General features: G+C 71.7%; 18 protein-coding genes and 1 pseudogene. 5 read left to right on the forward strand and 14 right to left on the reverse strand.

Annotated features, from left to right (window positions below):
• Positions 1-42: 42 nt before the first annotated feature.
• The gene (locus tag ACWCP2_RS02630; protein WP_450906761.1) at positions 43-684 is read left to right on the forward strand and encodes a rhomboid-like protein; all 642 of its coding nucleotides are present in this window, start codon (positions 43-45) and stop codon (positions 682-684) included.
• Between the two features lie 141 nt (positions 685-825).
• Here the strand turns inward: ACWCP2_RS02630 and ACWCP2_RS02635 are convergent, their stop codons facing one another.
• The 9 genes from ACWCP2_RS02635 to ACWCP2_RS02675 form a co-directional block, all read right to left on the reverse strand.
• A complete protein-coding gene (locus ACWCP2_RS02635) occupies positions 826-1,638 on the reverse strand; it encodes an HAD family hydrolase (RefSeq protein ID WP_450906762.1) in 813 nt (270 codons plus the stop codon).
• Positions 1,635-2,912, reverse strand: coding sequence for a serine--tRNA ligase (gene serS, locus ACWCP2_RS02640; protein WP_450906763.1), 1,278 nt, complete (start codon positions 2,910-2,912; stop codon positions 1,635-1,637). Before serS ends, ACWCP2_RS02635 begins: the two co-directional genes overlap by 4 nt.
• A 527-nt stretch (positions 2,913-3,439) precedes the next feature.
• A complete protein-coding gene (gene pheA / locus ACWCP2_RS02645) occupies positions 3,440-4,375 on the reverse strand; it encodes a prephenate dehydratase (protein WP_450906764.1) in 936 nt (311 codons plus the stop codon).
• A 42-nt stretch (positions 4,376-4,417) separates the two neighbouring features.
• Positions 4,418-5,779: an iron uptake transporter deferrochelatase/peroxidase subunit gene (gene efeB, locus ACWCP2_RS02650; RefSeq protein ID WP_450906765.1), complete on the reverse strand. Its 1,362-nt coding sequence runs from the start codon at positions 5,777-5,779 to the stop codon at positions 4,418-4,420.
• A 5-nt stretch (positions 5,780-5,784) separates the two neighbouring features.
• Positions 5,785-7,785 carry a copper resistance CopC/CopD family protein gene (locus ACWCP2_RS02655; RefSeq protein WP_450906766.1) on the reverse strand — a complete coding sequence of 667 codons (2,001 nt, stop codon included), beginning with the start codon at positions 7,783-7,785 and terminating at the stop codon, positions 5,785-5,787.
• Positions 7,786-7,807: 22 nt separating this feature from the next.
• Positions 7,808-8,308, reverse strand: a complete 501-nt coding sequence (locus tag ACWCP2_RS02660) for a copper chaperone PCu(A)C (RefSeq protein WP_450906767.1) — start codon at positions 8,306-8,308, stop codon at positions 7,808-7,810.
• Complete coding sequence (locus ACWCP2_RS02665) at positions 8,305-8,958, reverse strand: SCO family protein (protein WP_450906768.1); 654 nt, start codon at positions 8,956-8,958, stop codon at positions 8,305-8,307. The genes ACWCP2_RS02660 and ACWCP2_RS02665 overlap by 4 nt, the downstream gene beginning before the upstream one ends.
• Positions 8,959-9,061: 103 nt before the next feature.
• Entirely contained in the window at positions 9,062-9,793 is a 732-nt protein-coding gene (locus ACWCP2_RS02670; protein WP_450906769.1) for a YcnI family copper-binding membrane protein, read from the reverse strand.
• A gap of 109 nt (positions 9,794-9,902) precedes the next feature.
• On the reverse strand, positions 9,903-10,706 hold the full coding sequence (locus tag ACWCP2_RS02675) for a hypothetical protein (protein ID WP_450906770.1): 804 nt from the start codon (positions 10,704-10,706) through the stop codon (positions 9,903-9,905).
• Between the two features lie 247 nt (positions 10,707-10,953).
• Here ACWCP2_RS02675 and ACWCP2_RS02680 point away from each other — a divergent pair, with 247 nt between their 5' ends.
• Complete coding sequence (locus ACWCP2_RS02680) at positions 10,954-11,442, forward strand: ATP-binding protein (protein WP_450906771.1); 489 nt, start codon at positions 10,954-10,956, stop codon at positions 11,440-11,442.
• Positions 11,443-11,563: 121 nt separating this feature from the next.
• Here the strand turns inward: ACWCP2_RS02680 and ACWCP2_RS02685 are convergent, their stop codons facing one another.
• Entirely contained in the window at positions 11,564-13,030 is a 1,467-nt protein-coding gene (locus ACWCP2_RS02685) for an aminopeptidase P family protein (RefSeq protein ID WP_450906772.1), read from the reverse strand.
• A gap of 173 nt (positions 13,031-13,203) precedes the next feature.
• Complete coding sequence (locus ACWCP2_RS02690) at positions 13,204-14,811, reverse strand: PP2C family protein-serine/threonine phosphatase (RefSeq protein ID WP_450906773.1); 1,608 nt, start codon at positions 14,809-14,811, stop codon at positions 13,204-13,206.
• A 407-nt stretch (positions 14,812-15,218) separates the two neighbouring features.
• Between ACWCP2_RS02690 and ACWCP2_RS02695 the strand changes: the two genes are divergently transcribed.
• Positions 15,219-15,917: a bifunctional DNA primase/polymerase gene (locus ACWCP2_RS02695; protein ID WP_450906774.1), complete on the forward strand. Its 699-nt coding sequence runs from the start codon at positions 15,219-15,221 to the stop codon at positions 15,915-15,917.
• Between the two features lie 127 nt (positions 15,918-16,044).
• Entirely contained in the window at positions 16,045-16,647 is a 603-nt protein-coding gene (locus ACWCP2_RS02700; RefSeq protein ID WP_450906775.1) for a hypothetical protein, read from the forward strand.
• 221 nt (positions 16,648-16,868) lie between these two features.
• Here the strand turns inward: ACWCP2_RS02700 and ACWCP2_RS02705 are convergent, their stop codons facing one another.
• The 3 genes and pseudogenes from ACWCP2_RS02705 to ACWCP2_RS02715 all read right to left on the reverse strand — a co-directional run bounded on the left by ACWCP2_RS02705 (position 16,869) and on the right by ACWCP2_RS02715 (position 19,473).
• Positions 16,869-17,843 carry a DUF5926 family protein gene (locus tag ACWCP2_RS02705; protein WP_450906776.1) on the reverse strand — a complete coding sequence of 325 codons (975 nt, stop codon included), beginning with the start codon at positions 17,841-17,843 and terminating at the stop codon, positions 16,869-16,871.
• Positions 17,844-17,998: 155 nt separating this feature from the next.
• Positions 17,999-18,600 (reverse strand): annotated as a pseudogene (locus ACWCP2_RS02710) (ATP-binding protein).
• Between the two features lie 84 nt (positions 18,601-18,684).
• On the reverse strand, positions 18,685-19,473 hold the full coding sequence (locus ACWCP2_RS02715; RefSeq protein ID WP_450906930.1) for a glycerophosphodiester phosphodiesterase: 789 nt from the start codon (positions 19,471-19,473) through the stop codon (positions 18,685-18,687).
• Between the two features lie 259 nt (positions 19,474-19,732).
• Here ACWCP2_RS02715 and ACWCP2_RS02720 point away from each other — a divergent pair, with 259 nt between their 5' ends.
• Positions 19,733-21,328 (forward strand): S1C family serine protease, encoded by a 1,596-nt coding sequence (locus ACWCP2_RS02720; protein WP_450906777.1) that lies wholly within the window; start codon positions 19,733-19,735, stop codon positions 21,326-21,328.
• The last annotated feature ends 20 nt before the right edge of the window (positions 21,329-21,348 follow it).

Consider the following 21,348-nt stretch of genomic DNA (forward strand, 5'->3'; position numbering starts at 1 on the left):
ACCGGCCAGGCGGGGCACAGCTTTGCGCGAGACCATCGGTGCATGATCGAGTACACGGAGCCCGAAGCGTCCAGGCCGGTACGGTCCTGGATACGTTCCGCGCCCGGTACCCACATCTGGCTGCTGATCATCGTGGTCACCAGCATCGTGGTCGTCATCGTGCCCGACCATCTCGAGCACGTCCTGCTCCACCGCAACAGCAGCAATATCCACGAGCTCGCCCGGCACCCCATACGGGCGCTGCTCAGCAGCGCGTTCTGGATCGAGGACCCGGCCTCGCTCCCGCTCTACTTCGTCCTCTTCGAGGTCTTCCAGGCCAATGTCGAACGCTGGCTCGGCACCCTGCGCTGGCTCTTCATCGTCGCGACCGGACACATCACGGCCACGCTGATCAGCCAGAAGCTGGTCCTGATGGCCATCCAGGACCACCGCGCCCCGCGCAGCATGGTCCACGTCGTCGACATCGGGGTCAGCTACGGGCTCGCGACCGCCGTCGGCGTGCTCACGTACCGCCTGCCCGGCCCCTGGCGCTGGCTCTACCTGGCCGGGGTCGTGGCCTTCTTCGGGCTCCCGCTCGCCAGCGACGGCACCTTCACCGACTTCGGCCACGCCATCGCGCTCGCCGTCGGCCTCCTCGCCTGGCCGCTGACCCGCCACCCGAACCCGCACCACGAGCCCCGCTGACGCACGGAAAATCACTGGTACGAGGCGTGCGGCAGGGGCAGAGTGAGCCGTGCGGGGAGCAACAAGAAGGTCCGGAACAGCCACTTCGAGCGCGCCTCGCGGCGCGGGCCGTTCCGGACCTTCCGTTCGTCTTCCGCCGGGTTACGCGGCGCCCAGCAGACGCTCCAGGACCACGGCGATGCCGTCCTCCTCGTTCGAGGTGGTGACCTCGTCGGCCACCGCCTTGAGCTCCGCGTGCGCGTTCGCCATCGCCACTCCGTGCGCGGCCCAGCCGAACATCGGTATGTCGTTGGGCATGTCGCCGAAGGCGATCGTCTCCGCCGCCTTCACCCCCAGCCGGCGCGCGGCCAGCGAGAGGCCGGTGGCCTTGGTCAGCCCCAGCGGCAGGATCTCCACGATGCCCGGACCGGCCATGACGATGCCGACCAGGCTGCCCACGGTCGCCCGGGCCACCTGGACCAGGGCGTCCTCGTCCAGCTCGGGGTGCTGGATGTACAGCTTGTTCAGCGGAGCGGACCAGACCTCGGCGGTGTCCTCCAGGTAGATCGCGGGAAGGCCCTCCTGGACCTGGTAGCCGGGGCCGAACAGCACCTCGCCCTCGACTCCGTCCCGGCTGGCGGCGAGCGCCAGCGGACCCACCTCGGCCTCGATCTTCTCCAGCGCCAGCGCGGCCAGCTTCCGGTCGAGCGTCACCGAGGTCAGCAGCCGGTGCGCGCCCGCGTCGTAGACCTGCGCACCCTGGCCGCAGACGGCGATGCCCTTGTAGCCGAGGTCGTCGAGGACGTGCCGCGTCCACGGCACGGCGCGGCCGGTGACGATGATGTGCGCTGCGCCCGCCGCGGTGGCCGCGAGGAGGGCCTCACGGGTGCGCTCCGAGACGGTGTCGTCGCCGCGCAGCAGCGTCCCGTCGAGGTCGGTCGCGACGAGCTTGTACGGGAACGGGGCCGTGCTCACTTGGCGATCGGCTCCAGGATTTCCCGACCGCCCAGGTAGGGCCGGAGCACCGGGGGAACCCGGACCGTGCCGTCGGCCTGCTGGTGGTTCTCCAGGATCGCCACGATCGTGCGCGGGACCGCGCACAGCGTTCCGTTCAGCGTGGACAGCGGAGCGGTCTTCTTGCCGTCGCGGTAGCGGACCGACAGGCGGCGCGCCTGGAAGCCGTCGCAGTTCGAGGCGGAGGTCAGCTCGCGGTACTTGCCCTGGGTGGGGATCCACGCCTCGCAGTCGAACTTGCGCGAGGCGGAGGAGCCCAGGTCGCCGGTGGCGACGTCGATGACCTGGAACGGCAGCTCCAGGCTGGTCAGCCACTGCTTCTCCCAGTCGAGGAGACGCTGGTGCTCGGCCTCGGCCTCCTCCGGCGCGACGTACGAGAACATCTCGACCTTGTCGAACTGGTGGACGCGGAAGATGCCGCGGGTGTCCTTGCCGTACGTGCCGGCCTCGCGGCGGAAGCACGGGGAGAAGCCGGCGTAGCGCAGCGGCAGCTTGTCCGCGTCGATGATCTCGTCCATGTGGTACGCCGCGAGCGGGACCTCGGAGGTGCCGACCAGATAGAGGTCGTCGCCCTCCAGGTGGTACACGTTCTCCGCGGCCTGGCCGAGGAAGCCGGTGCCCTCCATGGCGCGCGGGCGGACCAGCGCCGGGGTGAGCATCGGGGTGAAGCCGGCCTCGGTGGCCTGTGCGATGGCCGCGTTGACGAGGGCGAGCTCCAGCAGGGCGCCGATGCCGGTGAGGTAGTAGAAGCGCGAGCCGGAGACCTTGGCGCCGCGCTCGACGTCGATGGCGCCGAGGGACTCGCCGAGCTCCAGGTGGTCCTTGGGCTCGAAGCCCTCGGCTCCGAAGTCGCGGATGGTGCCGTGCGTCTCGAGGACGACGAAGTCCTCCTCGCCGCCGACGGGCACGTCCGTGTGGACGATGTTGCCGAGCTTCAGGAGCAGCTGCTTGGCGGCTTCGTCCGCCTCGTTCTGCTCGGCCTCGGCGGCCTTGACGTCCTGCTTGAGCAGATCGGCCTTCTTCAGCAGCTCGGCCCGCTCCTCCGGAGAGGCCTTGGGGATCAGCTTGCCGAGCGACCTCTGCTCATTGCGGAGTTCGTCGAATCGCATGCCGGAGGACCTGCGGCGCTCGTCGGCGGAGAGCAGTGCGTCGACGAGGGCGACGTCCTCTCCACGGGCGCGCTGCGAGGCGCGGACACGGTCAGGGTCTTCACGGAGCAGCCGGAGGTCAATCACCCCTCCAGGCTACCGGGCCGGGCTTCGGGGGATCGCACCGATATCACGCTGCGTGTCGCTTTGTCCTAATTGCCGCGAATGGAAAACTTCGGGAGCGGGACCGGAAGCATCCGTTCCGCCGGGCCCGATAAAACCGGCCCCATTCCCTGAAAAGGGGCACCGGGGTAGCGATCGGGCAGCCCCTGAGCAGGGTGGACGGGTCTTCCTTGTCCACAGGAATTCCCCAGGCGACCGGCTTATCCACAGGCTGTGCGCGGGATCTGTGGACACAGGAATAGTTCAATCCCGACTGCGGGGCGAGCGGACCCAATCAGGGTTCAAACCACCCTCACACACTCATTCGGGTGGGAATGACTCGCCCCAAAGAGTTGATCGGTGATACACGGGTGACGCCGTTCACCTCCCGCTCGTCAGCGCGAAACCTGTGCCACCCGACCGATTTGTCGACCTTGTCGTGTTGCTCTGTCGACTTGTCCCCAGGTCTGCACCGATCCCTGTGGATAACTCTGTGGACAGTGGACGGAGCGCTACGGGCGCCCGTCGAGGCACCGCGTCAGCCAGTCCGAGGCCGCGGTGAAGTCGCCGTCGGAGGTTCCGGCCCGGGCGGCCTGGACGTCACCCTGAGCGACACCGGCGCGCGGGTAGGAGCCGAGGAACCGGATCTGGGGACAGGTGCGCTTGAGGCCCATGAGGGCCTCGCCGACCCGGCGGTCGGAGATGTGCCCCTCGGCGTCGACGGCGAAGCAGTAGTTGCCGATCCCCGCACCCGTCGGCCGGGACTGGATCAGCATCAGGTTCACCCCGCGGACGGCGAACTCCTGGAGCAGCTCCAGCAGCGCACCGGGCCGGTCGTCGCCCATCCACAGCACGACGGAGGTCTTGTCCGCGCCGGTCGGCGCGGCCGGACGGGCCGGACGTCCGACGAGGACGAAGCGGGTCTCGGCGTTCTGCGCGTCGTGGATCTCGGTGACCAGCGGAACCAGCCCGTAGGTCGCGGCCGCGAACTCTCCCGCGAAGGCTGCGTCGAAGCGGCCCTCCTGCACCAGCCGGGCACCGTCGGCATTGGACGCCGCCGACTCCCACAGGGCGTCGGGCAGGTTCGACCGCAGCCAGTTGCGCACCTGCGGCTGGGCGACCGGGTGCCCGGTGACCGTCTTGACGTCCGACAGCTGGGTGCCGGGCCGCACCAGGAGCGCGAACGCGATGGGGAGCAGCACCTCGCGGTAGATCATCAGCGGCACGCCGGCGGCCAGCTCGTCCAGGGTCGAGGTGACCCCGCCCTCCACCGAGTTCTCGATCGGGACGAGGGCCGCGGCGGCCTCGCCGTTGCGCACGGCGTCCAGAGCGGCCGGGACCGAAACCATCGGGACGAGCTCCCGGGTCGCGGCTTCGGGGAGGGTGCGAAGGGCGGCTTCGGTGAACGTGCCCTCGGGACCGAGATAGGTGAAGCGGGTGGCCGACATGCGATCAGCCTAATGCCGGGACCCGGACGCCACCCGGGCTGTTCACCCTTCGAGCAGCCGCTGCCCCACGTACTCCCCGGCGCGTGCGCCGGGCGGCACCGCGTACAGACCGCTCGACTCGTGCCGGATGAATTCGGACAGGGCGTCGCCGCGGTCGAGCTTGCGCTGGACGGGGACGAAGCCGCGGGAGGGGTCGGCCTGCCAGCAGATGAAGAGCAGCCCCGCGTCGGGGGTTCCGTCGGCGGCGATCCCGTCGTGGAAGGAGAAGGGACGCCGGAGCATGGCCGCTCCGCCGTTCTGGGCGGGTGCGGAGATCCGGGCATGCGCGTTCGCGGGGATGACCGGCTTCCCGTCGGCGCCGATCTTGTCGAGGGCCGGTGCGGTGGTCTCCCCGCCCCCGGTCAGCGGGGCGCCGGTGGCCTTCGTACGGCCGATGACCTGTTCCTGCTGGGCCAGCGACTGCTGGTCCCAGTGGTCGAGGAGCATGCGGATGCGGCGTACGACGGCGTACGAGCCCCCGGCCATCCAGGCGTGCTCCGGGGGCCCGCCGCCCTGGACGAAGATCCGCCGGTCGAAGTCGGCTTCGGTGGGCTTCGGATTGTTGGTGCCGTCGACCTGGCCCATGAGGTTGCGGGCGGTCATCGGGGAGGCGGTGGCACCGGGAGAACGGTTGAAGCCGTTCATCTGCCAGCGCGGCCGGGCGGCCTCGCCGGCGTCCTTCTGCAGCGCGCGCAGCGCGTGGAAGGCGACCAGCGCGTCGTCGGAGCCGATCTGGACCCAGAGGTCGCCGTTGCTGCGCTGGGGGTCGAGCCGGTCGGCGGAGAAGTCCGGCAGTGGGTCGAGGGCGGCGGGACGGCGCGCGGCGAGGCCGGTGCGCTCGAAGAAGGAGTGACCGAAGCCGAAGGTCACTGTGAGGGAGGAGGGGCCGGAGCCGAGCGCGATGCCGGTGTCGGCGACCGGGGCGGTCTCGCCCGCGGTCAGCCGCCGGGCGGTGTCGGACCAGCGCCGCATCAGCGCGGCGGCCTCGGTGCGCCCGGCACCGGGCGCCAGGTCGAAGGCGAGTACGTGCCCCTTGGCCTGGAGGGGGGTGGTGATCCCGGCCTGGTGATCCCCGTGGAAGGCGACCCGGGTCGCGCCGAGACTGCCGGGAGCGCCGCCGGTGCCTGCCGTACCGGACCCGGAGATCCCGGACTGGACGAGGGCTCCGCCGGCGGCGCCGAGCGCGAGCCCGGCCGCGCCCGCGGCGCCGACCGTGCCCAGCAGGCGGCGCCGGGAGATCTCGATGCCGGGGCGTTCGGTGCCGCTTCCGCCGCTTCCGCCGCTTTCGCCGCTCGCGGCGCTCTCACTGCTCTCGCCGCTCTTGGCGCTCTTGGTGCTCCGGGTCGTCCCGCTGTTCTGGGTCACGCTGGTCAGCCGATCTTCACGTTCTTCTGGACGGTCGTCTGGTCGATGTCGGAGGTGCGGACCGTCACGTCGATCCGCCAGTCGCCGGTCAGCGGGAGCTGGACCCCCGATGCGGTCCAGTGCCCGGGAGCGGCGCGCTCGGGAAGGACCGGAAGGGGGCCGATCTCCTTGGCCTCCAGGGTGAACGACACCTTCAGCTCGGGCAGGTCGAGCGGCTTGCCGTCGGGGGTCTCGGCCCACACGTGGAGCGAGTTCGCGCCGACCCGGCCGGGGTCGAGCTGGAGCCTGACCGAGCCCTTGCCGTTCTGGCCGCCGGTGTCGAAGGGCAGCGTGACCTTGACCGCGCGGTCGGGCACGGCCGTGGCGGTGGAGCCGCGGCCGGCCTCCAGCTCCGCGGCACGGCCGGGCTCGGTGCTGGTGAGGACGGTGGTGACGGCCAGCAGGACCACGGCGACTCCGGCCTCGGCGAGGACGGAGCGGCGCAGGCCGGTGCGGTCGGGGTCGGCGTCGCGGACCTGCTTCTCCCGAGCGGTGCGCCGGGCGGCGCCCTGGCGCGCGAGCTGCGCGGCGCGCCGGGGGTCGGAAGAGAGGGTGTCGGGGACGGTCACGGTCGATGTTTCACGTGAAACATCGGAGGTGCCCTCCCGCTCCCCCTCGCTCTCGCCCCGTTCCCCGGCCAGCCGTGCGGTCCACTTCCGGGAGGTGTAGGCGATGGCGACGACGAGGGCGACGAGGCCGATCTTCACGAGGAGCAGCCGGCCGTAGTCGGTCCCGGTCAGCGCGGACCAACTGCCCACCTGGCGCCAGGACTGGTAGGTCCCGGTGACGGCCAGGACGACGACGCTGGTGAAGGCGACGGTGGAGAAGCGCCGGATGGCGGTGCGCTCGATCCCGGGGACCTTGTGCAGTGCGACGAGCAGCGCGGTGAGCCCACCGAGCCATACGGCGACGGCCAGCAGGTGCAGGATGTCGACGGGCATGGCGAGGGCGGGCTGGATGCCGGTCGAGGCGTGCTCGGACAACGCCCAGGTGGCGGCGATGCCGCCGGCGACGACGGTCCCGCCGATGCCGAGTCCGAAGACGAGGTCGCTCTCCCCCTTGGCGTCCTCCTCGGACACGCCGGAGGTATCCGTACGGTCCGTCCCGTCCGTCCCGGACGTCCCGTCCGTGTCCCCCGAGGTGTGGCGCCGGGCGTAGGAGCCGAACAGGACGGTGATGAACAGCGCGGCGGCGCCGAGGAGAAGCAGCCGCGAGACGAGCGAGGCCCCGGACTTGGTCTCCAGGACGGCCTTCAGCCCGGCCAGGTCGAAGGCGTCGGCGAAGTTCCCCGACCCCGTGTAGGGGTTGCGGAGCAGCAGCATCACCAGCGTGGCCACGGTGAGCGCGACCCAGGCACGGACGACCAGCCGCTGCATCGGCCGCTGCGCGGCGCCCCGGCGCCAGCACAGGAGGATGAAGGCGGCGGCGCCGACGAGCACGGCGAATCCGGCGTAGGCCACGTAGCGCGCGATGCCGTAGGCCACGGCGACGGGACCGTCTCCCGCCGTCCGCGAGGGCAGCGAGACGTTGGTCTCGGAGGGGGCTCCGATGGAGAAGGTGAAGGCGCCCGAGACCGGGTGGCTGTCCGCGGATATGGCCTGCCAGGCGACGGTGTAGGTGCCGTCCGGCAGTCCGGGGCGCAGGGCAGTGCCGTAGCGGATGAGGTTCCCGCTGCAGAGGTCGCGCAGTTCACCGGTGTCGACTCGCTTGCCCTGCGGGTCCAGGACGCGGATGGAGTCGCCGTTCATGGCGACCCCTTCCGAGAAGGAGAGGGTGATCTGGGCGGGCGCCGTGGCGACCACCGCCCCGTCCGTGGGGTCGCTCGCGGTCAGCGCGGCGTGTGCCGAAGCCGGTCCGGCAGCGGCGAAGAAGGCTGCCAGCAGTGCGGCGAGGACCAGCGTGAGCCGCGGCAGGAGTGCCGTGGCGCGGACGCGGGCCGTGGATGGGGTCGGGGCGGTGGCCGTCATGGCGTGTCAGTCCCTCGGTCCGTCAGTGGGCGTTGCCATCGGTGGAGGATGTCGGAGCCTTGTACGTCCGCTCCTTGACGTCCAGCTCGACCTTGACCGGGCCGGACTTCTCGAAGCGCAGTTCGACGGTGACCTTGTCGCCGACCTTGGGGGTGTTCTTGAGCCCCATGAACATGATGTGGCTGCCGCCGCGCGCCAGCTTCAGCTCGCCGTTCGCGGGCACGTCCATGGACTGAACCTGCTGCATCTTCTGGTCCTTGGTCTCGTGGACCTGGAGATCGTCGGAGAGCGGGCTCGTGGCACCGGTCAGCTTGTCGGCCGTCTTGGAATCGTTCTTGATGACCATGAAAGCGCCGGCCATCTCGTTGTTCACGGGCTCCGGCATGTAACCGCCGCTGACCGTCAGCTTCGGGGCGCCGCCCGAAGCGGACGCGGAGTCGGAGTCCGAGGAGCAGCCGGATATGGCGAGCGCGGCCGTCAGGGAGAGGGCGGCTGCGAGGGTGCGGGTGGTGCGGGTGTTCACGGGTTCTCTCCCTTGACGACCTTCGGCAGGTCCTTGGTGTAGTCATCGACGGTGGTGCTCTCGCCGTAGAGGAGGTACCCCTCGTCGGTCTTGGGCGAGAAGGCGATGACCTGGGCGCCGTGCATGGAGACGACGTTGCCGGAGGCGTCCTTCTTGGCTGCCTCGATACCGATGCCGAGCGTGCGTGCGGCGGCCTGGATGGTGGCGAAGTCCCCGGTGAGCCCGGTGAAGGCCGGGTCCAGGCCCTTGAGCCACGTGCCGAGGGACTCGGGAGTGTCCCGCTCCGGGTCGGTGGTGATGAAGACGACCTGGAGCTTGTCCTGGTCGGCCTTGGGAAGTGCCTTCTTGGCGACGGCGATGTTGCTCATCGTCAGGGGGCACACGTCGGGGCAGTGGGTGTAGCCGAAGTAGATGAGCGTCGGCTTGCCCTTGGTCTGCTCGCGCAGGTTGAACGGCTTGCCGGTCGTGTCCGTGAGGACGACGTCCGGCTTGTCGAAGGGGCGGTCGAGCACGGTGGCGGACCCGGCTTTCGCCTGGCTCTCGCTGATCTGGGTGACCTGGCCGTTCTTGGCCGGTTCACCACCGCAGGCGGTGAGGGTGAGGGCGGCCGCCGCCACGAGGGCGGCGAGCGTCACACGTGTGGTGCGCATGGGAAAGTCCCTGAGATCGGGGGTGGTACGGGTGGATCCGCGAGCCCGGCCGGCCCGGACGGCCGGCCGGCTGCGCGGATCCCCGGTTCGGGATGCCGGGCGGTCAGGAAGTGCGGCGGCGCGAGGCGACACCGAAGGCCACGCCGCCGAGCCCGATGACGATGCCGGCGATGCCGAGGGCCCGCGCGGTGGTGTCGGAGCCGCTCTTGGCCGCGGCTTCCTCGTGGCCGTCCTTGTGGTCGGCCTCGGAGTTCTTCGCCTCGTCCGCCGGCTTCTTGGCGTCGTCGTCGTGGTGGTCACCCGCGGCGGCGGCGGTCAGCTTCAGGACGGGGGCCGGGTTCTGCGGTTCGGCGGCGCCTTCCTTGGACTCCTCGATCCAGCGGACGACCTCGCCGTTGTCGTAGGTCTGGATCGCCTTGAAGACCATCTGGTCGGCGTTCTCGGGGAGCTTGCCGACGGAGACCGGGAACTGCTGGAACTTGCCGGTCTCGATCTTGCCGCCGGTCCAGGTCACCTTGGTGACGACCTCGTTGACCTGCTTGCCGTGCACGGTGAGCGGCTTGTCGAGCTTGGTCTTCTCGACGGTGGAGGTCCAGCCGGGGATGTCCTGCGGCATGACGGACGTGAGCGGCTGGTCCACGGGGAAGTTGACTTCGAGCTGCGTGGTCGCGGCGTTGTCGCGCTCGTTGGGGACCTTGAAGTTGAGGGTCGCGTAACCGCCCTTGGCGGCTTCCCCGATGGGCTGCACGCCGACGTGGGCGAAGGCGGTACCGGAGAGGAGGAGGACGGAACCGGCGGCGAGGGCGGCGGCGAAGGAGACGCGAGAGGTCTTCACGGCAGAAACACTCCACGGAAGCTGTGGTGACGGTGGCTCCGCGCGCGGCGCGCACGGAGTTCGCGGCACCGGTGCTCCCGTCGTGAGTCCCGGGGAGGAGGGTGCCGCTTCAGGCTGCGAGGGCGAATGCCGCCGGCGGCCCGCGCCTGATCACCGTGTGCTGGAGTGCGTCCCGGCCCGTGGACGACACGGGTCCGGTCCCGGTGCCCGCTGCCCGGGGGGTACGGGCGGGCCGGTCCTGAAGGCCCGCACCGAGGGCTCGTACGTAGGCCAGCGCGGCGCGCAGCGGACGCACCGGCCCGGCTCCGGCGGAGAGCCTGGACAGTTCGAGGAGACGGAACAGCGCGGCGTCGCCGCGTCCGAGCAGCCAGCCGGCGGCGAGTGCGGCCAGCAGGTGCCCGATCAGCATGGCCGGGCTGAGCAGCCCCACCAGTGCGCCGGCCGGTTCCGCCAGGCCCTGCCCCATGTGGGCGTGGGCCATGTGCCCCTGTGCGGCCATGGCGTCCGGGGCGAGCCCGGCGCTCTCCACGATCCGCCGGGCGTCCGCCGGGTGGATCGGGACGGAGTTGCCCCCGCACACCAGCTGCGCGGCCAGGGCCGCGAGCGAGGTGTCCGGGGAGGTGCCGCCGCCCGGCGTGGCGTTGTGCTGGCCGAGGCCGAACAGCGTGTGCAGTGCGAGCTGTCCGCCCGCCAGCGCGGCGGCGATGCCGGGCAGCGAGCGGCGGCGCCCGGCGAGGGCGGCCGCACCCGCGAAGACGGCGAGGAAGCCGGCGCAGAGGGACCACCAGGGCACCGTCGCGCAGGAGGCCAGTGCGTGCCCGGCCGCGGACAGCACGACACAGACCGCGGTGAACACCGCGGCCCGGATCAGCCTGAGGCCGGGTCCGGCCTGCGTCGCGTGGGGGGCAGTCATGGCCGGGCCATCATCGCACTGGCCTTAGGCGGCGCATACGGCAGGTGCGACAGCAGCTTTGCAATCCCGCGCACGGAAGTCCGGCGTGCCTCCGGCCGGGCGGCCCCGGCCACTCCCCCGGCCGCGGCGCGGACCCGGCGGCCCGCACCCGCATACACCGCCGCCCGGGAGCGTCGCATCGGCCGAACGAGGGCTCCGTCGGCCCTCGGGGGCTTAGCCCTGGCCCTTGGCGGCAATAGGTAACCGTATGAGCATCTGGTGGTCTCTCCACTTGAGGCGCGAAGCAGCGAGTGTGCCCCTGGCGAGGCGACTGCTGTTGGGGACGATGGAGACGGCGGGGGTCGACCCGGACATCTCCTTCGACCTGTCGGTGGCGCTGAGCGAGGCGTGCGCGAACGCCGTGGAGCACGGAGGCCGCGAAGCCGTCCCGCGCTCCGGCCCCGCCGACGGAACGGCCCCGGGCGCAGGGTCCCCCGACGGGACCGGGGCGTACCACGTCACGGCCTATCTCGACGGGGACCGCTGCCGCATCGAGGTGAGCGACTCGGGGCCGGGGTTCCCGGCCGCGACGGTGGCCCGGCGCAGACCCTCCCTGGCCGAGCACGGCCGGGGCCTGCACCTGATCGAGGAGCTCGCCGACCACGTCCGCTTCCGCAACCGGCCGGGCCGGGGCGCCGTCGTCAGCTTCGACAAGATGCTGAAGTGGCGGGACGACTCCCTGCTGAAGGTGTCGTAGCCGAACGAGTCGTAGCCGAACACGCCGTGGACGCGCCGATGGCACGCCGTGGACGCGCCGATGGGCGGGACCCGTGCAGGGTCCCGCCCATCGGCGCGTACGAGCGGTGGCGTCGGTGGCGTCAGCCCTTGAGCCGCGCCATCCAGGCCTCGACCTCGTCCGAGGTGCGGGGCAGCCCGGCCGACAGGTTCCGGTTGCCGTCCTCGGTGACGAGGATGTCGTCCTCGATCCGGACGCCGATGCCGCGGTACTCCTCGGGCACGGTCAGGTCGTCGGCCTGGAAGTACAGACCGGGCTCGACCGTCAGGCACATCCCGGGCTCCAGCGTGCCGTCGACGTACGCCTCGGTGCGCGCGGCGGCGCAGTCGTGGACGTCCATGCCGAGCATGTGACCGGTGCCGTGCAGGGTCCAGCGGCGCTGCAGACCGAGCTCCAGGACGCGCTCGACCGGACCCTCCAGCAGGCCCCACTCGACGAGCTTCTCGGCGAGCACGTGCTGCGAGGCGTCGTGGAAGTCGCGGAACTTCGCACCCGGCTTGACGGCGGCGATGCCGGCTTCCTGGGAGGCGTACACCGCGTCGTAGATCTTGCGCTGGATGTCGGTGTACGTGCCGCTGATCGGCAGCGTGCGCGTGACGTCGGCCGTGTAGAGGGAGTGGGTCTCCACACCGGCGTCGAGCAGCAGCAGGTCGCCGGAGCGGACGTCACCGTCGTTGCGGACCCAGTGCAGGGTGCAGGCGTGCGGGCCGGCGGCGCAGATGGACCCGTAGCCGACGTCGTTGCCCTCGACGCGGGCGCGCAGGAAGAAGGTGCCCTCGATGTAGCGCTCGGAGGTGGCCTCGGCCTTGTCGAGCACCTTCACGACGTCCTCGAAGCCGCGGACGGTGGAGTCGACGGCCTTCTGCAGCTCGCCGATCTCGAAGGCGTCCTTCACGGCGCGGGCCTCGGAGAGGTAGACGCGCAGCTCCTCGTCCCGCTCCTTGGTGACCTTGTCGGTCAGGGCGGTCTCGATGACGGAGTCGTGGCCGCGGACGGCGCGGACCGGGCCCTCGGCCTCGGCCAGCTCCTCGGCGAGCTTGCGCACGTCCTTGGCCGGGATGCCCAGGAGCTGCTCGGCCTCCGTGAGGGAGTGGCGCCGGCCGACCCACAGCTCGCCGCTGCCGGACAGCCAGAACTCGCCGTTCTCGCGGTCGGAGCGGGGCAGCAGGTAGACGGTGGCGTGGTGGCCGGTCTCCCCCGTGGGCTCCAGGACCAGGACGCCGTTCTCGGTCTGGTCGCCGGTGAGGTACGCGTACTCGGTCGAGGCGCGGAAGGGGTACTCGGTGTCGTTCGAGCGCGTCTTCAGCCGCCCGGCGGGGACGACGAGGCGCTCACCGGGGAAGCGCCGGGACAGTGCGGAGCGGCGGGCGGCGGTGTGCGCGGCCTGGGCGATCGGCTCCAGCCCGCGCAGCTCGGTGTCGGCCCAGCCCGTGCGCATGCTCGCGGCGAGCTCCTCGCTGACACCCGGGTACAGCCCGTTCTTGCGCTGCTTGTGCTTCTTCTTGGGCTGCTCTTCTTCCGGGGTCTCCGGGGTGAGCTCGTCAGCCACGTCTTCTCCTCAGTACGGCGGACACGGACCGGGTATGGACCTCATCCATCGTATGTGCGAGCGGACGCCCCCCGGCGGGTCGTGTGACAAATCCACCAAACCAGGGCCACACGCCCCGCCCTGCCCTCACGACCTTGGCGTCCCCGGCGTCCCCGGGGTTCTGGGTGTTCTCGTCACTCGAACCGCGCCGCGAGCAGCACGATGTCCTCGGGGGCGTCCGCCGGGGCGGCCGGGCCGTCCCCCTCGCCGTCCGGCAGCACCGTGCGCAGGATGTGGTCGCAGATGGCGCCCGGGTCCTCGCGGGCGCTGCGCGGGATCCCGGCGGCGGCGGCGTGCAGCCGCGCGTACGCCCGGTCCATCGGGTCGCCGGTGCGCCGGAGCAGCCCGTCCGTGTAGAGCAGCACCGTTTCTCCGGGCGCGGGCTCGATCTCCACGCTCGGTGCCTCCCAGCAGGACAGCATCCCGAGCGGCGCGGAGAGGGTGGTCTCCACGTACTCGGTGCGCCGCTCGCCGATCAGCAGGGGCGGGGCGTGCCCGGCCCCGGCCAGGACGAGCTTCCTGCCCCGGCCGTTCCCGTTCGGGCCGCCGGCGGGCTCGCAGTAGGCGAAGAGCGCGGTCGCCGAGCGCGCGGGCTCGGTCAGGCGCAGCAGCAGCTCCAGGTCGGAGAGGACGGCGACGGGGTCCTCGCCCTCCATGACGGCGTACGCCCGCAGCGAGGCGCGCAGCCGGCCCATCGCGGCGACGGCGCTCGGCCCGGAGCCGGTGACGGAGCCCACGGCCAGGCCGAGGGCGCCCTCCGGCAGCGGCAGCGCGTCGTACCAGTCGCCTCCGCCGTGCGGGCCGGTGTGGTGCCGGGCGGCGAGCTGGACCCCGGAGATCCGGGGGAGCCGGCTGGGCAGCAGTTCCTCGGCGACGGTGGCGAGGCCGGCCCGGGCGCGCTCCACCTCCAGCATCCGGGCCAGGTGCTCGGCCGCGTGCCGGACGTACAGCCCGGCCAGGTCGCGCTGGCGGTCGTTGGGCTCGGCCTGCTCGTCGTAGAGCCAGACGGCCGCGCCGAGCCGGCCGGTGGCTTCGGCGGTCAGCGGCAGCGCGTAGCTGGCGGCGTAGCCGAGGCGGGCGGCGACCTCGCGGTGACGGGGGTCGACGGGGGTGGCGTACCCGCCGGCGCCGGCGCCGGGGTTCGTACCGGGCTCCGGCAGGACCTCCGAGCCGCCGTGGGCGTCGGGCAGACCGTCGAGGATGCGGCCGTAGGAGGTGGCGCTGCGCGGCACCGTCTCGATGTGGCCGAGGTCGGCGTGGCCGAGGCCGAGGCCGATCGTGCTGGTGGGGCCGAGTCCGTCGGAGGGCTCCAGGACGATCAGACCGCGCCGGGCGCCGACGAGGGCGGCACCCGCCCGCAGGAACTCCTGGAGGGAGGAGGTGAGGTCACCGGCGCGGGCGAGCCGCTCGGTCAGCTCGTGGAGGGTGGTGAGGTCCGAGACCATGCCGGCGAGACGGTCCTGAATGACCGAGCTCGCGGCGGGTCCCTGAGCCGGCGTGTGGGCCGGTCGCGGGCTCGTCGAGGTGGACACGGCCGTGGGCGCCGGTGTGGGCGCCACAGTGTGCGGGGACGCTGTGACAGCTGGATCGATTCCAGCCACTTTCGGCAGATGCGGGGCGCTCATGGCGTCCGCCTTTCCAGCTGGTGCGATTCGCCATATAGCATCGCAAACCCCCAGATCATGCTGCGCCGCTATCAATGAATCCACATCTACACGCACACGAGGAGCGATGTCCAGCATTGCCCAGGTGGGAATACTGGTGTCCGTGGGGCGGCAACTCACGGTTCGGCCGGGGCTAGAACTTGGCCGGAAAAAGCGGGAAGCGGACGGTTTTTGCGGTCGACTGGGCGAGTCAGTCGGCCGGTCCGGGTACGTAATCCGTTGCACCCGGGGAGAGTTGGCGCAGACCGGTGCCCGCCGGGAACCGCCGGGCACGGCCCGTCGTCCCCATCGACGGCAGCCGTCCCCCGTACGGTCCCGGGTCGCGCACCGCCCCCGACGGACGTTTCATGGACCCGTAAGAAAACTGCACGAACCGTGTGAACCTGCTTCAAGCGGACAGTGACGCGAAACGTGTACGTGTGGTGAACCACCGCTTACATGGTGTGATGTGGCCCTCGGCGTTCAACGGAAAGGAACGAGCGCTCATGCGCGAGATCCTCGGAAGGCGTCTCCAGCGGCTCCGCAATCGCTTGCAATCCCTGCGCCCCGCCCCGCCGCAGGGTGATGCGCCGGCCCTTCTCGACGCGGCGCTGACCTGCGCCGAGACCTGGCACTGGCCCGTGCTGCCGGGCGTCGGATGCTCCGGCGCCGACAGCGACCGGTGCGCCTGCCCCGATCCCGACTGCGTCGTACCCGGCGCGCACCCCTTCGACCCCGGGCTGCTCGCGGCCACCACCGACCCCCGGATGGTGGCCTGGTGGTGGGCCAAGCGGGCGGGCGCCCCGATCCTGCTGGCCACCGGCGGGAGCGCACCCTGCGCGGTGAGCCTGCCCGCGGCGGCCGCCGCGCGTGCCGTCGTACGGCTGGACGCCGAGGGGATGCGGCTGGGGCCGGTCGTGGCCACGCCCACGCGGTGGTCGCTGCTCGTGGCGCCGTACTCGCTGGAGCGGCTCGGCGAGATCCTCTACGCCAAGGACCACGTGCCCTCCTCGCTGCGTTTCCACGGCGAGGGCGGCTACTTGCTCCTCCCGCCCTCCGCCGCGATCGGCGGCGGCCAGGTGCGGTGGGAGCGCGAGCCGGAGCGGTCCGGGGAGATCTGGCTGCCCGAGGTGGAGGCGGTCGTGGACGCGCTGGTGGAGGAGAGCAGCGGGGCGTCGGGCGGCGGGAGCCGGCTCGCGTACTGACGGATCACTCGCGGAAGCCGGCTCGCGTACGGACGGATCACTCGTACGGGTGTCAGCGAGACGGGTTTCCAAGGGAATTGGGCGCGGGGATCTCCGTGCCCCATTCCCGCGTCGCTATCTTCGGCGAATGAATCTCCGCCTGATCGGTATCGGCGCCGGTGTGCTGATCATCTTGTCGCTCCCGCTGGCGGGAGCGATCGCCGGGCCGGATTTCGCCGGTCAGAGCGACGGAAAGGGTGGCGGCCTGCTCTCCACCCTCGGCCTCGGGCGCGCATCCGGTTCCGCCGATTCGGGCGGCCTAGGCGCGAGTTCCGCCCCGGGCCGGTCCCGTACGCAGGACTCCGCGGCGGCGCCGGCCCGTCCGGGTCCGGCCGAGCAGCCGCGTACGGACGCCCGCTGCGGCCCCGAACTGTCCTCCCCGCAGGGGGTGGAGGCGCAGACCTGCGTCCTGTCGGGCGAGGGCCGGACGTGGGGGCGCAGTTACTACCGGAACACCAGCGGGCGCGCGCTCGACGCGGTGCTCACGGTGATGGGTCCGGCGGGGCGCACGGTGCAGATCCGCTGCGGGGTCGGTGCGGGCGACGAGCCGGGGATGTGCGAGACGCCGAGGGAGGAGTCCGCCGGGGTCCCGGCCGATTACTCGGCCGTAGCGGAATTTGCAGTTCCGGATGATGAAGGGGCCCTGCTCCTGCGGTCCGGGAGCAACTCACCGGTACCGGGCGACGGTTGAGCGTCACCGGAAAATCAAGGGCCCGGTCGCTGGCGACGGGGGATGCACCAGCGACCGGGCTACAAGAACGGTAACAAGAGATCGCCTGTTCGCAAATTCGATCTCTGATATTCGGACACCGATTTGCAGGCGATTAGCGGGAGTTGTGACTCCGATCACCGGTGACAGGTCACCGGTGACCCTCTCGTGCTCCCCCTCGCGCTCCCTCGGGGGAGCGCCGGTCAGCTCAGGGTGACCTGGCGGTTGGTGAGGCCGCCGCGGGCCCGGCGCTCCTCCGCGGTCAGCGGCGCGTCCGTGGCGAGGGCCGCGGCGAGGCGCTCCGCGAGCTCGGCGGCGGGCTTCTCCACGTCCTCGGCCGAGACCCCGGTCGGCAGGTCCCAGACGGGAACCATCAGGCCGTGGGCGCGGAAGGAACCGACGAGCTTGGTGCCCTCGCCGAGCGAGGACGTGCCCGCGGCGGACAGCCGCGCGAGCGCGTCGAGCAGCTTCTCCTCGGGGTGCGGCATGACCCAGCGCAGGTGGTTCTTGTCCGGGGTCTCGCACCAGTAGGCGGCGTCCACGCCGGTCAGCTTGACGGTCGGGATGGCGGCCGCGTTGGCGCGCTCCAGGGAGGCAGCGACCTCCGGGGAGGCGTTCTGGGCGCCCTCGGCTTCCGGAATCCAGAATTCGAAGCCGCTGTGGACAACCGGCTCGAAACCGCCGTCCGCGGACAGGAGATCCTGAAGTCGCGGACCCTCGGCCGGAACCCGGCGGGCCGTCACGACGGTGCCGGGCTCGGCCACGAGCGCGCGCTCCAGGGTGTCGGCCATGTCCCGGGCGAGGTCGCCGGAGGTCGAGTCGTTCTGCAGGCCGAGCAGGACGGAGCCGTCCTCGCGGCGCAGCGCCGGCGAGGCCAGCGGGAGTACGGTCACCAGCGTGACGGAGGGGACGCCCTCGGGCAGTCCGCCCTTGAGGGTGAGCGGCACGGTGGCGGCGGGGACGAGCTCGCGCAGCGCCACCCAGTCGCACTCGCCGGGCAGGCCCTCGAACGGGCGGGCCACGTGCTCGGTCACTGCGTGCGCGGCGGCCGCGCCGTGGCAGGCCTTGTAACGGCGCCCGGATCCGCAGGGGCAGGGCTCGCGAGCGCCCACCACCGGGATCTCCCCGTTGTTGAGCTGCGGCTTTGCGGACTTCGCGGCGGGGCGCTTCTTGGCCATCGTGGGTGTCTCCCGGTTGCGGCGGTACGGCGTCGGTCTGGGCGCGAGCCTAGCCGTTCGTACCGCCACAACCGGTGGGGTGCGGCCGGGAGCACGGTCGGCGTGCGCTCCCGGACGGCCGCGATCCGTCCACCCGCGGTCGGGGACCGGTCGGATCAGGGATCCAGATCCTCGAAGACCGTACTGAAATCGATCGCCGGGGGCGCGACGCGCGTAGCGAAATCCTCGTGCCGGGGCCCACAGGCAACGGTCGCCCAGACGGTGACCTCACCCGCCGCTCCGTCCCGGACACCCCAGTCCTGGGCCAGGGCGCTGATGATGTTCAGCCCCCGCCCGCCCCGCGCGGTGACCGAGGGCTTGGCCGGGATGGGGCGGGTGGGTCCGCCGCCGTCCGTGACCTCGACCGTCAGCCGCCCCGCCTTGTCGACGCGCCACGACGCGTGGATCCCGCCGTCGCCGATCTCCCGCAGGCCCAGCGGCCGGCCGTGCCGGCAGGCATTGCTGAGCAGTTCGGAAAGGATCAGTACGGCGTCATCCACGATCGATTCGGACACCCCGCTGATGCGCAACTGCTCGCGCATCCGGTGCCTCGCCTCGCCCACGCCCGCAGGACCATGGGACACGTCCATGCACGACGACGTGGGCACTTCTTGTGCCACCATCAACGCCACCCCCGGAACCTCCTTAGCCCCACGCATGGTCTGGATGCCCCAATGGCCTGGACCGGAAACCGCCGGACCGGCGCCCTCTGACGCATTCGCGGCGACGAACGCGGAGTGGATGCGCCGGTGCACACCCCGTAACGGGTGTTTCGCATGAGGCGTATGCGCAAAGCGGGACGTCAGCGGCCCAGCTGTGACAAAACTTGTCGCGGTCTGTTGGTGATGATCGCTTCCACACCCAGATCAGCGCAGAGCTGAACGTCTTCCGGATCGTTCACGGTCCATACGTGAACGGAGTGCCCCGCGGCCTGAAGTTTGCGGATGAAGCCCGGGTGGTTGCGCACGATCCGCATCCCGGGCCCGGCGATCCGTACGCCGGCCGGCAGCCGGCCGTCCCGCATCCGGGGCGAGATGAACTGCATCAGGTACACGGTCGGGACCGTCGGCGCGGCCGCCCGCATCCGGTGCAGGGAGCGCGCGGAGAAGCTCATCACCCGGATCGGGTGCGGCCCCTCGGCGGGCGGTGCGTCCAGGGCGAAGCGCTTGAGGAGGAAGAGCAGGCGCTCCTCCACCTGTCCGGCCCAGCGGGTCGGGTGCTTCGTCTCGATCGCCAGCTGCACCGGCCGCCCGGCGTCCGCGACCAGCTCCAGCAGGCGCTCCAGGGTGAGCACGGAGGTGCGCTCGGGGTCCGAGTCCCAGTCGGGGGACTCCTCGCGGTCCTTCCACGAGCCGAAATCCAGGGCGGCCAGATCGGACAGCTCCAGCGCGGAGACGGCGCCGCGGCCGTTGGACGTACGGTTCACCCGCCGGTCGTGGACCAGGACGAGGTGGCCGTCGGCCGTGAGCCGGACATCGCATTCGAGGGCATCGGCCCCGTCCTCGATGGCCCTGCGGTAGGCGGCCAGCGTGTGTTCGGGGGCATCCTCCGAGGCGCCGCGGTGGGCGACGACCTGGATGGGGCGCGGCATTGCGTGGGTCACCGGCTCATGGTGCCACCGAGAGGGGGCAGGGTGTGGCGGAGCGCTCGGTGGACGCTTCTGGGGATGCGCCCGAAATGTCGGAGATAAAGGATGGGGGAGACTCACAGGTCCGGCTTACAGTGCTCTGACGGGGCATGGGAAAGGCTTTGCCCTGGAACTTGTCAGGAACTTGTACGGCACGTCGAACGTTCAGCCGGACCGATATCGCCCGTATTTCTGAAGCCGTGTGTGACGAGGAGAGAGTGCTGTGAGCACCGAGAACGAGGGCACCGCGGCCCCGACGCCCCCCGCGGCCCCGCCCGTACCCCCGGTGGCCGCGCCCGTCGACGCCGCGCCGGCCACGTCTGCCGCCCCCGCCGCGCCGACGTCCGCGGAGCCGCTGACGCAGCAGCTGCCGTCGGCGCACGCGCCCGGCGCCGAGCCGACCCAGCAGCTCCCCCATACTCCGGCGGCCCAGCCCCAGCCGGCCCAGCCCCAGCCGGCTCAGGCCCCGGCGGCCCAGCCCCCGGCCGCGTACCCGGCTCCTGCTCCCGCGTACGCCGAGAACCCGGCCCCGCCGGTCACCCCGGCCTACGCCCAGGCCCCCGCTCCGGCGCCGCAGGCGATGGGCGCCGAGGGCTGGCCGCCCCCGCCGCCCGCGGCTCCCGCGTACGGGGCCGGTGACGGCCACGGCGGTGGCGGCTGGGGCGTGCCCCTGGCCACCGACGGCGCTCCGCAGCCCAAGAAGAAGGGCAAGGGCGGCCTGATCGCCGGCGTGCTCGCCGCGGCCCTCATCGCGGGCGGCGTCGGCGGCGGTGTCGGCTACTGGGCCGCCGACCGCAGCGCCAACGGCTCCGGCTCGACCACGGTCAGCGCCGGAAACACCCCCAAGGACCTCAAGCGCGATCCCGGCTCCGTCGCGGGCCTGGCCGCCGGCGCGCTGCCCAGCGTCGTCACGATCGAGGCCTCGGCCGGCGACGGCGAGGGCGGCACCGGCACCGGGTTCGTCTACGACCAGCAGGGCCACATCCTCACGAACAACCACGTGGTCGCCTCCGCGGCCAACGGCGGCAAGCTCAGCGCGACCTTCTCGGACGGCAAGAAGTACGAGGCCGAGGTCGTCGGCCGGGCCCAGGGGTACGACGTCGCCGTCATCAAGCTGAAGAACCCGCCGTCCGGGCTCAAGCCGCTGCCCCTCGGCGACTCGGACAAGGTCGCCGTCGGCGACTCGACCATCGCGATCGGCGCTCCGTTCGGCCTGTCCAACACGGTCACCACCGGAATCGTCAGCGCCAAGAACCGCCCGGTCGCCTCGGGTGACGGCTCCAGCGGCAAGAACTCGTACATGAGCGCCCTCCAGACGGACGCCTCGATCAACCCGGGCAACTCCGGCGGTCCGCTGCTCGACAGCCGGGGTGCGGTCATCGGCATCAACTCCGCGATCCAGTCGGCGGGCAACAGCGGCTTCGGCGGCGGCCAGGCCGGTTCCATCGGCCTCGGGTTCGCCATCCCGGTCAACCAGGCGAAGAACGTCGCCGAATCGCTGATCAAGACGGGCAAGCCGGTCTACCCGGTGATCTCGGTCTCCGTGGACCTCGCGGCCAAGGCCGACGGCGCGAAGATCTCCGAGACGGGCGCGTCGGCCAACGAGCTGGTCGACCCGAGCGGCCCGGCGGGCAAGGCGGGTCTCAAGCCCGGCGACCTCATCACCGAGTTCGGCGGCAAGCCGATCGACAGCGGCCCGACCCTGATCAGTGAGATCTGGACGTACAAGCCGGGCGACACGGTGAAGCTGACCTACGTGCGCGGCGGCAAGCCGACCACGGTGGACATCACGCTCGGCTCGCGGGTCGGCGACAAGTAGCCGCGGTACCAACTGGCTTG

This window comes from Streptomyces sp. NPDC002104, assembly GCF_053593795.1.

What these genes read in the sequence shown, in the direction of transcription:
- ACWCP2_RS02630 (WP_450906761.1), top strand. Translation starts at nt 43, where the DNA reads ATGATCGAGTACACGGAGCCCGAAGCGTCCAGGCCGGTACGGTCCTGG.
- pheA (WP_450906764.1), bottom strand. Translation starts at nt 4,375, where the DNA reads ATGTCGGCCACCCGCTTCACCTATCTCGGTCCCGAGGGCACGTTCACC.
- ACWCP2_RS02655 (WP_450906766.1), bottom strand. Translation starts at nt 7,785, where the DNA reads ATGACGGCCACCGCCCCGACCCCATCCACGGCCCGCGTCCGCGCCACG.
- ACWCP2_RS02665 (WP_450906768.1), bottom strand. Translation starts at nt 8,958, where the DNA reads ATGCGCACCACACGTGTGACGCTCGCCGCCCTCGTGGCGGCGGCCGCC.
- ACWCP2_RS02675 (WP_450906770.1), bottom strand. Translation starts at nt 10,706, where the DNA reads ATGACTGCCCCCCACGCGACGCAGGCCGGACCCGGCCTCAGGCTGATC.
- ACWCP2_RS02680 (WP_450906771.1), top strand. Translation starts at nt 10,954, where the DNA reads ATGAGCATCTGGTGGTCTCTCCACTTGAGGCGCGAAGCAGCGAGTGTG.
- ACWCP2_RS02690 (WP_450906773.1), bottom strand. Translation starts at nt 14,811, where the DNA reads ATGCTGGACATCGCTCCTCGTGTGCGTGTAGATGTGGATTCATTGATA.
- ACWCP2_RS02695 (WP_450906774.1), top strand. Translation starts at nt 15,219, where the DNA reads ATGCGCGAGATCCTCGGAAGGCGTCTCCAGCGGCTCCGCAATCGCTTG.
- ACWCP2_RS02700 (WP_450906775.1), top strand. Translation starts at nt 16,045, where the DNA reads ATGAATCTCCGCCTGATCGGTATCGGCGCCGGTGTGCTGATCATCTTG.
- ACWCP2_RS02705 (WP_450906776.1), bottom strand. Translation starts at nt 17,843, where the DNA reads ATGGCCAAGAAGCGCCCCGCCGCGAAGTCCGCAAAGCCGCAGCTCAAC.
- ACWCP2_RS02715 (WP_450906930.1), bottom strand. Translation starts at nt 19,473, where the DNA reads ATGCCGCGCCCCATCCAGGTCGTCGCCCACCGCGGCGCCTCGGAGGAT.